Here is a 9,325-nt window from a genome sequence, read left to right as displayed (position 1 = left end):
ATCTAGCGGAGAATTACCATGGCTGGAAAAAAATATAGAGCTATAGTTTTATAAGCCGTAGCAAAAAACGCTGTCTATTTATTACTCACAACAATTAATGGTTTTTTTGATGATCAAACACACAAAGTCTTATTACGCCGCTACCCAGAATACGGCTATAGAGTATCCCGTTTTAAAGGGGTCACAACAGGCCGATGTTTGCATAGTGGGGGCAGGGTTCTCTGGGGTGTCGGCAGCGCTGCATCTAGTTGAACGCGGTTATAGCGTTGCCATAATTGAGGCGCAGCGCGTGGGTTGGGGTGCCTCAGGCCGCAACGGCGGGCAGTGGGCGGGGTTCTATAGTCCCGATATGGCTGTGGTAGAAAAATTGGTGGGGCAGGAACAGGCGCAACAGTTGTGGGCTATGAATGAAGAATCCAAAGCCATAATTAAAGAGCGGGTCAACAGCTACAAGATAGACTGCGACTATAAAGCGACGGGCTTGTTTATGGCAGCCTATAACAAAACCCATCTACAGTTTATGCAAGATAAAATCGCCGAAGCGCAGCGTTATAATTATCCCCACTTACAGGCCGTGTCGCAGCAGCAGGTTGCCGACTACGCAGATTGCTCGCAGTATGTGGGTGGATTATTTGATGCCGATGCCGGCCATGTGCATCCCTTGAATTTGGTGTGCGGCCAAGCTAAAGCCGCTAGTGATTTGGGTGCGGCTATTTACCAAGGTTCGGAGGTGATTGCCATAGAGTATGGTAAACAACCGGTAGTGAAAACGGCGCAGGGTCAGGTGCAGGCTAAATATGTCATCGTTTGTGGCAATGGCTATTTAGCGCAAGGTAAAGCAGCCCCTGCGATTAGCCGAAAAATTTTACCCGTCACTAGCTATATCTTGGCGACAGAGCCTTTGCCGGAAGAGGTGCATCGCAAGCTACTACCTAAAGACTGTTCTGCCTTTGACTATCGTTATCTATTGGATTACTACCGCCTGTCGGCTGACAAGCGTTTACTGTTTGGTGGCGGTACCCGTTATAGCGGTAAAGACCCCAGCGATATCGTAGCCTGGCGCTTGCCGAAATTATTAAAAACCTTTCCGCAGCTTAAACCTTTTAAAATTGATTATGCCTGGGGCGGCACTATGGGCTTTACCTATAACCGCATGCCCGCTATAGGTCGGGCGCAGGATAATGTGTTTTATGCCCAAGGCTATTCTGGCCACGGCGTGGCCTTGGCCCATTTGGGCGGCCGCTTAGTGGCTGAGGCGGTGGCGGGTACCGCCGAGCGTTTTGATGTATTTAATAGCATTAAACATATGCCGTTTCCCGGCGGTAAATTACTGCGTGTGCCCATGTTATTTATGGGGGCAAATTATTATTCCATACGCGATGCACTGAGAAACTAAATGATGGATATCGAGCTATTACTCGCCATAGAGCCGCTAAGCTGGGGTGCCGTTGCCACCGCACTTTTTTGCGGCTCATTGATAGGTTTAGAGCGGCAGCTCAGGGGTAAGCCGGTAGGTATGCGCACGTCTTCTCTTATCGTGTTGGGCACCTACTTATATATTGCCCTATCTATGCAGGTGCTTAATGACTCTGCCGACCCCTCTAGGGTGATAGGCCAAGTGGTGACGGGCATAGGTTTTTTAGGCGCAGGTGTTATGCTGGCTAAAGAGGGCCTGGTGGTGGGGGCTACCTCGGCCGCTACCATATGGGTGTTAGCCGCTATAGGCGTTTGTATAGTGGTAGCGGGTGAATTTGTTGCTATCAAAATGTCTGTAGTAGTGGTGGTTATTTTATACGGTATCGATACCTTTGAAGATTTCACCGCATTCTACTCGCGTAAGTTACAGGGTAAATTTAATAACTGGCGAACTAGAACTAGAGAAAAACGCTGGGACGAACCGGACTGATTATTAGTGGCTTATTTTCTGGCGCATTGTTGATTTAGCGCAAAACTTTACGGCCGACGGGGCTGCTATTGTGTAGATAGCCGTTGTTAGCATCCTATTACGAAGAGGGAATAATCGTGAAAATTATATATACCGTATTGGTTTTAGTCGTTACACAGCTATTGGTAGCTTGTGGCGACCCCACTAAGTCTGGCAGGGGTTTTACTTTACCTGAGGGTGACGCGCAAAAAGGGCAGGACGCTTTTTTGGCGTTACATTGTAATAGTTGCCATGCTATTAAAGGTCGTGCTGACATTCCCCATTCTGAAGAGGCCGCCATTACGGTTAAGCTAGGCGGAACCGTACGCATTATTCAAAACTATGGCCAGTTAGTGACGTCTATTATTAACCCTTCCCATCGTTTAGCTAAAGGTTACCCCCAGGCCATGATACAAAGCGGTGAGCAATCGTTAATGCCTAATTACAATAGCGTGATGACTGTGCAACAGCTGACTGATTTGGTGGCGTTTTTGCAAGCGCAGTATGAGATGGACCCTGTTATTCAAACCCGCTACCCACGGTATAACTACCCTAAATAATTGCCTTTAATTGCCTTTAATTATTAAGCAGGCTAACAGGGCTAGCGGCTGCGTTTGGCCGGGCCGCTTGTTCGCGCATCCAGTTTGGCCATAATGGCTTTCATTTCATCGGCTTCGGCGGCTATCTGCCTATAGCGCTGCTCTTGTCTATCGGCTTTTTCTTGCTCTATAGCGTCGCGTATTTTCTTTTCTTTGCTGCTAGAGCCGGTGCGGCCGGTGGCGATTTTAGGTTTTTCACTACGGGCACTACTGTTGTTAGCGGTTTTGGCTTCCCTAGTCACGCTAGTGGTTTTTTTACTGATTACGGCCTTTAGTGCCGGTGCCGAGGTTTTCATGCCTTGCAGGTTTATGGCATCCATAGTCGCTATAGTGTCAGCGACCATCTCCCTAGCTTCGTCCATATCATAGGCAAAGCCAGATTCATTAATGCTGAAGTTTTCCGCGCCGTGTTGCCGCATATCGCGGTATAGCGCCGCGTCTATATCTTTGTTGTGGGCGGCGAGGTATTGCTTCCAGCGCTCATACGCGCATTCCCTAGTAGAACCTACATAAATTTGCTGGGTGATGGTGTTAGTAATGGTGTAAATAATCAATGCAAACCCCGAATGACTATTGAGAATACGTAAAGGGCGCGCATTATAGGCAAAATTTTGCCAAAGGTAAGGGTTGATCTTGATAGTTTTTAGCTTATCCGCTGTTTAATGATAGGCGTAGGCCGGCCGCTGAGGGTTGGTTGTGTGCTTATCGAACAATATGTTTACTAGCTGTACTTGTTGGCGGTTTTTACTCGCGATGTTACTGGCTAATGTCATTTGTTAGGTAAGGCTTGCTTGAGTTGATCACAGAGTTGTTCAAAGCCTAAGTTATAACTTTGACTTAACGCTATAGCTATACTGTTAGTGCTCAACTGAGGCAGCGGTAGCTGTTGATTAACAAGGATGCTGTGCTGTGTTTTTTCATTGGATTTATATAAGGCGCAGGACAGCGCAAAAACTGCAGACTGTTGTTGGCCCTGAGTGACTAAGTTGAGGGCGCGTAATTCGCAGTTGAGTTGTGGGTTACTGGCTAGCTGTTTATGGCTGGTGATAATACTAAAGCCTGCGTTTTCTAAGTCCTGCGCTAAGCGTTGCTCTAACATGGTTTGGGTGTTGTTAGGCCAGCGCATATTACTGAGGTAAATAATTTCACCACTTAGAGCAGAGCTTTGTATGATTCTATCGCTTTCCAGCCCTGCGGCGACACGGGTAATTGCTAACTTAACCGGGTTGGTGCTGTTGACTTGGCATGCGCTATTGGCCGCTAGCAAGCTGTAGTGCTGCGGTGCGCTGTTGTTGTGCTCAGGTAAATTGATACAGCCGGACAGGGTCAAGGTTATGGGCAGGGCTATAGCCAAAGTGCGTAATACGCCCATAGATTTTTTATTATTCAGACTCACGATCAATCTCCAATTGCGGTAGCGGCTTGCCATAAAGTAATTGCTGGGGTTGATTACTTAAACCACTGGCAAGTTCATTAATACGTTGTAACGACAGGGACAGTTGATCACTAATGCCCACTATGCTGGGTATTTGTTGATTAAATAGGCGGTTAATATCGTCGTGCTTATCGCTGAGTAGGCTGCTAGCTGAGCTGGCAGCAGCCTGTAATTGTTCGGCGGTGGCGTGTAGGCTGGGCAGTAGTTGTTGGTCCAGTTGCTTGCCGGCCTGATGGTAGCTAGTTAGGGTGTTATGTAACTGTTGGCTATTGCTGTTGAGGTTGTTGACTAGTTCGGCCATATTCTCGGAAGCGTGGGCTAGGTTGGCACTGGCCAAGTCCAGCTGTTGCAAGCTGTTGTTGAGATGCTGGATATTATCGGGCTGAAAAATCTGATTGATACTGTTTAGTAGCTGGTTGGCGTTATTACCTACATTGCCTGCCGAGCTGCTCAGTTGTGACAATAGCGAGGGGTAGCCGGGGATAATACCTTGGCCGCTGTTAAAGCCATTGTTTAAACCAGAGTCAGCCTCGCTTTTTAAACGCAGCTCTATCACCGATAGGCCGGTAATACCTTTGGGCTCCAACTGTGCTAGCAGTTGCGAGGTGGGTAGTGTTTGCTCGCTGTTAAAGGCGACATTGACATGGCCTGCCTGTTGTTGATTAATCGTAATATCACTTACTCGTCCCACTGCCACACCTAGGTAGCGGACTTCACTGCCTACTGCTAAGCCGCTAACAGAGCCGCGAAAGAGTATGCGGTATAGCTGGCTGTCGGCGCTATTCTCCGAGGGAGTAACCCACAGTTTAAACAATACTAAGCTCAGTACAGAGATGAGTATAAAGCCCGCCACCAGAATAAATTTCGCATGTCTTTCCATTATGGTTTTCTCTTATGCCAATAGCTAAGGTGAAATTGTGTTATGAAACTTTTACGAGGTGGAGGCCAAGGCCGCACGTCCGCGCACGCCACCAAAGTATTGTTGTATCCAAGGATGGGGGTGGTGAATAATATCATCGCGCTCACCCACTATCGCTTTTTTATCGACTATCACAGCAAAGCGATCGCATAGCGTAAGCAGTGAGTCCATATCGTGGGAAATCATCACCACGGTTAAGTTTAGATGGGCCCGCAAATATAAAATTAGCGCATCAAATTCGGCGGCGCTAATGGGATCTAAGCCTGCAGTAGGCTCATCTAAAAAAATAATTTTGGGCTCCATAGCTAGGGCGCGGGCTAGGGCGGCACGTTTAATCATGCCGCCTGACAGTTCTGACGGGAATTTTTTAAACGCGGTTTCTTTTAAACCCACCATATGCAGTTTTAGCCGCGCTATTTCTTCTATTAAGAGTAGGCTGGCATTGCTGTGCTCTTGTATGGGTGTCATCACGTTTTCTAACACCGTGAGGCCGGAAAATAGCGCGCCGGTTTGGAATAAAACGCCCCAGCGGGTTTGGCAAAAACTGAGTTTGCCGTTTTCATCTTGGCAAATGTTTTGGCCGAATAAACGTACCTCGCCAGCGCTGGGGGTACGCAAGCCTAGCATGCAATTAAGCAATACCGACTTACCGGTGCCTGAGCCACCGACTATGCCCAACACCTCGTGCTCATAGACATTGAGATCTATACCATCGTGTACTAGGTGATCGCCAAAGCGATTGACTAAACCGGTGATGCGTATCATTTCTTTTTTGTGCGCGTGTGGCATCGTGGTTACCAATTGAGCTGGGCAAAAATAACCGAAAAAATAGCGTCCACCATAATAATCATAAAAATGGATTCAACTACGGCGCGGGTGGTATTGCGGCCCACGGCATCGGCAGATTTGCTAACGTAAAACCCTCTATAGCAGGCAGTGAGTGCAATGGCTATGGCAAAGAAGGGTGCTTTAATCATGCCTACCATAAAATGGCTGCTGATTTGTAAGCTTAAAAAGCGCTCTATCACAAGGTTAAAGGGAATATCTAACAAGCTGGTGGCTACCGCTAGAGTGCCTAGTAAGCCGGCTATGTCAGCGATAAAGCTTAGCAAGGGCAGGCTGATTAGCAGCGCTAGCACCCGCGGAATCACTAATACTTCGAAGGGGCGTATGCCCATGGTGGTCATGGCATCAACTTCTTCGTTGAGTTGCATGACGCCTATTTCGGCGGCAAAGGCACTGCCAGAGCGACCTGCAATCATGATGGCGGTTAGCAGTACGCCCATTTCGCGCAGTACCGAAATGGCGACTAGGTCTATGGTAAAAATTTCCGCACCAAAGCGGGATAATTGATTTTGCCCTTGGAAGGCTAATACCACCGCAATTAAAAACGCCATCATCACCACCACCGGTAGTGCGTTTACGCCGGCTTCTTCTATATGCCTTGTTGTGGCTATCCAGCGCAGGCGACGTGGCTGTTGTAGGGTGCGCAATAATTCCTGACACAGTGTGTGCATAAACTGCTGCCGTTGCTTGAGGCTGCTGCTTAGGCTCTGTATTAAGGCGGTACTTTTTTGCAGGCTGCGTTGGTATAAGCTATAGCGCGGTGCTGTGATCACCGGCTGGTCATTAACGGTGAGCACCTGTTTAATGAATTTAAAATGCTCGGCCTTAAAACCGGAAAAGTCAGCGTCCATACCCAGAATTTTTAGTTGTTCTGCGCTGCGATATAGCAGCATGGCGCCACTAAGGTCTAGGTTGCGTAAACCACCACAAAAAATAGCGACCTTGTTGATTGGGCGGCTGGCTATAGCAAGCTCTGCCAGCTCTCGCTCTAGACGCCCCACTTCGCTTAATACCCAGTCGCGCTTAAGCCCTATATTTAAAGTTTGGCCATCTTGCCAGCAGCGGAAATCATCCCTGTCGCAAATTATGCTGAGTTGTTCGGGTACTTCTACCATAGCGGAGGTTTAACCATATAAAAAACAATAGACTAATTATAGTGAAGATAGCGGTAAGCGTTGGCTTTCTATGATTATTGCTGCGGCTATATTTAGTGGGGATATATTACTGAGTCTATGAGCACAGGCAGTCAAAAACCTTGTGCCGGTTCTTCTCCCAAGTAGTCACCATGCGGTTATGTATGTGCATACGCAGCCACTGTAGTCCGGCGTCTTTATCTTGGCGCTTATGCCACAACATGGATATGGCGGAAGGGGGGATATCTATAGGCGCCTTGGTAACAGAGAGTTGGCCGCTGGTAATATAACGCTGGTTAATGCCGGCGGGCAGCATGGCAATTAAATCGCTACCTATTAATAGTGGCGCGGCAGCGGCAAAGTGATTGACGGTAATGGCGACACGTCGCTTTAAACCGTGTTGCAGTAAGGCTTGATCGGTAGTGCCGTCAGCGTTACCTGATAGCGAGATTAATAGATGGTCGGCGGCGGCAAACTCCTCCAAGCTTAAATCGGCCTTGGCCAGAGGGTGATCTTTGCGCATGGTACACACCAGGCAGGAGTCGAATAAATAACTAGAGCGTATGTTTTCCTGCATGGGGTTACTGGCCGCCACCACCAAATCCACTTCGGCATCATCCAATACCTGCTGGCTGTTAACTATGGTGTAGGGCACGGCGTGTAAGTTGATGCCCGGAGCTTCAGCCTCAAATAAGCGGCGCATCTGCAACCAAATAGTGTCTACCACGATATCGCTAACCGCCACCCTAAAGGTACGCTGGGCGGTTTTGGGGTCAAAATGGCCGGGGTTAATCGCTAGGTTGAGCTGGTGCAGCGGGTCTTTGACTTGGTCCCAGAGGTTTTTGGCGTATAGGGTGGGCTGGATATTGCGGCCATCTTTAACAAACAGCTCATCTTTCCAAGCATCGCGCATGCGCGCTACGGCGTTGGATACTGCGGGTTGGGTCATGGCTAGCCGGTCGGCGGCGCGGGTAATGGATTTCTCGGTCATGATGGTGTCAAAAATCACCATTAAGTTTAGCTCTTGTGGGCGCATATCATTATCCCTGCCTATCAATGTCAAGTGGATGCATCATTACACTGTATGAGTTGTTTGGCTAGCCCTGTAGCCAATGCATCATATAATTATATGCGTTTCATATGAATTGATGATTATTAATGATGCTTCTGTTGCCTTAGAATACCTCGATCAAAATTAATTTCCCATGGAGAAACAACATGTTAACGCCACATTCCCTACGCTATTTGCTCTTTACTGCTATGGCTGTCTTGGCGGCCTGCCAGTCGTCAGATGGGCAGCAGGCTGCTGGCCAGCACAATAAAGCGGGTCCAGAGGTGAGTGTTGCCGAGGTGCTTAATGTGCGTATTACTGAGTGGGATGAATTTACCGGTCGTTTAGAGGCCCCTCAAACCGTTGCGCTGCGCCCCAGAGTATCGGGTTATATAGACGAGGTGGTGTTTAAAGAGGGGGCGTTGGTTACCGAGGGTGATGTGCTGTTTTTAATTGATGATAAGGCGCTGCAGGCACAGTTTAAACGCTTGCAGGCTGATGTGGCGCATGCTGAGAGTGAGTTGTTTTTAGCTCAGCGCGAATTAGAGCGTGCCCAGCGTTTAAAAAAGCAAAATGCTATAGCTCAAGAGGTTTTGGATAATCGTTTGGCCCATCAACAACAGGCCGCTGCTACCTTACATGCTAAGCAAGCAGTCTTGGCTGAAATTCAGTTGGATTTGGATTATACCCGGGTCAAGGCGCCTATTAGCGGCCGTGTATCGCGGGCTTTAATCACTAAGGGCAACTATGTGGCGGCGGGTCAAAGCTTGTTGACTACGGTGGTGTCTACCGAAAAGATCTACGCCTATTTTGATGCCGATGAACAGACTTATCTTAAGTACAGCCAGTTGGCTAGAGAGGGCAGCCGCCCCAGCTCGCGGGATAATCAATCGCCAGTATTTATGGGCTTGGTGTCCGATGCGGGTTACCCCCACGCCGGTCATATGGACTTTGTCGATAATCAAATTGATCAGCAAACCGGCACCATACGTGGCCGAGCGGTATTTGAAAATGAAGAGGGCCGTTTTACCCCGGGCTTATTTGCTCGCATTAAAGTAGCGGGCAGCGCCAGCTACGATGGCATATTAATAGACGATAAAGCGGTCGCTACCGATCTTAGCCATAAGTTTGTCTGGGTGGTGGATGATAATAATCAGGTTGAGCGTCGCGCCGTGGTGTTGGGTGAAACCCATAATGGCCTGCGCATTATTGAGCAGGGTTTAGCCGCTCACGAGCGCATTATTGTTAACGGTGTGCAGCGTGTGCGCTCCGGTGTCACGGTGCAGCCACAACTTGTTGAGATGGCTGATAAACAGCTGTTGGCACAATTACAGCAATTGCAGCAGCGGGTTGATGAGTTACAGGCGCAAACCGCCATAGCGCTTAGCAAACTACCTTCAGATCAGCGCAGTTAAGGG

10 protein-coding genes are annotated in these 9,325 nt (G+C 48.5%); 4 read left to right on the top strand and 6 right to left on the bottom strand.

The window, feature by feature from the left end:
• The first annotated feature begins 109 nt into the window (after positions 1 to 109).
• From B067_RS0114590 to B067_RS0114580, 3 genes are all read left to right on the top strand, one after another.
• Entirely contained in the window at positions 110 to 1,396 is a 1,287-nt protein-coding gene (locus tag B067_RS0114590; protein ID WP_026244687.1) for an NAD(P)/FAD-dependent oxidoreductase, read from the top strand.
• A complete protein-coding gene (locus B067_RS0114585; RefSeq protein WP_019530826.1) occupies positions 1,397 to 1,906 on the top strand; it encodes an MgtC/SapB family protein in 510 nt (169 codons plus the stop codon).
• A gap of 116 nt (positions 1,907 to 2,022) precedes the next feature.
• On the top strand, positions 2,023 to 2,484 hold the full coding sequence (locus B067_RS0114580) for a c-type cytochrome (RefSeq protein ID WP_019530825.1): 462 nt from the start codon (positions 2,023 to 2,025) through the stop codon (positions 2,482 to 2,484).
• Positions 2,485 to 2,525: 41 nt separating this feature from the next.
• Here B067_RS0114580 and B067_RS21400 read toward each other — a convergent pair whose 3' ends face one another.
• From B067_RS21400 to B067_RS0114545, 6 genes are all read right to left on the bottom strand, one after another.
• Complete coding sequence (locus tag B067_RS21400; protein WP_019530824.1) at positions 2,526 to 3,077, bottom strand: GIY-YIG nuclease family protein; 552 nt, start codon at positions 3,075 to 3,077, stop codon at positions 2,526 to 2,528.
• A gap of 215 nt (positions 3,078 to 3,292) precedes the next feature.
• Entirely contained in the window at positions 3,293 to 3,919 is a 627-nt protein-coding gene (locus B067_RS0114565) for an ABC-type transport auxiliary lipoprotein family protein (protein WP_169335582.1), read from the bottom strand.
• Positions 3,906 to 4,838, bottom strand: a complete 933-nt coding sequence (locus B067_RS0114560) for an MlaD family protein (protein WP_019530821.1) — start codon at positions 4,836 to 4,838, stop codon at positions 3,906 to 3,908. Before B067_RS0114560 ends, B067_RS0114565 begins: the two co-directional genes overlap by 14 nt.
• 51 nt (positions 4,839 to 4,889) lie before the next feature.
• Positions 4,890 to 5,666 carry an ABC transporter ATP-binding protein gene (locus B067_RS0114555; protein ID WP_019530820.1) on the bottom strand — a complete coding sequence of 259 codons (777 nt, stop codon included), beginning with the start codon at positions 5,664 to 5,666 and terminating at the stop codon, positions 4,890 to 4,892.
• A gap of 5 nt (positions 5,667 to 5,671) precedes the next feature.
• A complete protein-coding gene (locus B067_RS0114550; RefSeq protein ID WP_019530819.1) occupies positions 5,672 to 6,838 on the bottom strand; it encodes an MlaE family ABC transporter permease in 1,167 nt (388 codons plus the stop codon).
• Positions 6,839 to 6,953: 115 nt separating this feature from the next.
• Positions 6,954 to 7,892 carry a LysR family transcriptional regulator gene (locus B067_RS0114545; RefSeq protein ID WP_019530818.1) on the bottom strand — a complete coding sequence of 313 codons (939 nt, stop codon included), beginning with the start codon at positions 7,890 to 7,892 and terminating at the stop codon, positions 6,954 to 6,956.
• A gap of 182 nt (positions 7,893 to 8,074) precedes the next feature.
• On the opposite strand from B067_RS0114545, the gene B067_RS0114540 reads away from it, so the two are divergent.
• Positions 8,075 to 9,322 carry an efflux RND transporter periplasmic adaptor subunit gene (locus tag B067_RS0114540; RefSeq protein WP_026244684.1) on the top strand — a complete coding sequence of 416 codons (1,248 nt, stop codon included), beginning with the start codon at positions 8,075 to 8,077 and terminating at the stop codon, positions 9,320 to 9,322.
• Positions 9,323 to 9,325 lie beyond the last annotated feature (3 nt).

The organism is Dasania marina DSM 21967 (genome assembly GCF_000373485.1).
Classification (GTDB): Bacteria; Pseudomonadota; Gammaproteobacteria; order Pseudomonadales; family Dasaniaceae; genus Dasania; species Dasania marina.
This window is presented reverse-complemented; position numbering and strand designations above follow the sequence as displayed.

Excerpts from the sequence above, each read along its gene's own strand:
- B067_RS0114585 (WP_019530826.1), top strand. The coding sequence starts at position 1,397 with ATGATGGATATCGAGCTATTACTCGCCATAGAGCCGCTAAGCTGGGGT.
- B067_RS0114555 (WP_019530820.1), bottom strand. The coding sequence starts at position 5,666 with ATGCCACACGCGCACAAAAAAGAAATGATACGCATCACCGGTTTAGTC.
- B067_RS0114545 (WP_019530818.1), bottom strand. The coding sequence starts at position 7,892 with ATGCGCCCACAAGAGCTAAACTTAATGGTGATTTTTGACACCATCATG.
- B067_RS0114540 (WP_026244684.1), top strand. The coding sequence starts at position 8,075 with ATGTTAACGCCACATTCCCTACGCTATTTGCTCTTTACTGCTATGGCT.
- B067_RS0114590 (WP_026244687.1), top strand. The coding sequence starts at position 110 with ATGATCAAACACACAAAGTCTTATTACGCCGCTACCCAGAATACGGCT.
- B067_RS0114550 (WP_019530819.1), bottom strand. The coding sequence starts at position 6,838 with ATGGTAGAAGTACCCGAACAACTCAGCATAATTTGCGACAGGGATGAT.
- B067_RS0114560 (WP_019530821.1), bottom strand. The coding sequence starts at position 4,838 with ATGGAAAGACATGCGAAATTTATTCTGGTGGCGGGCTTTATACTCATC.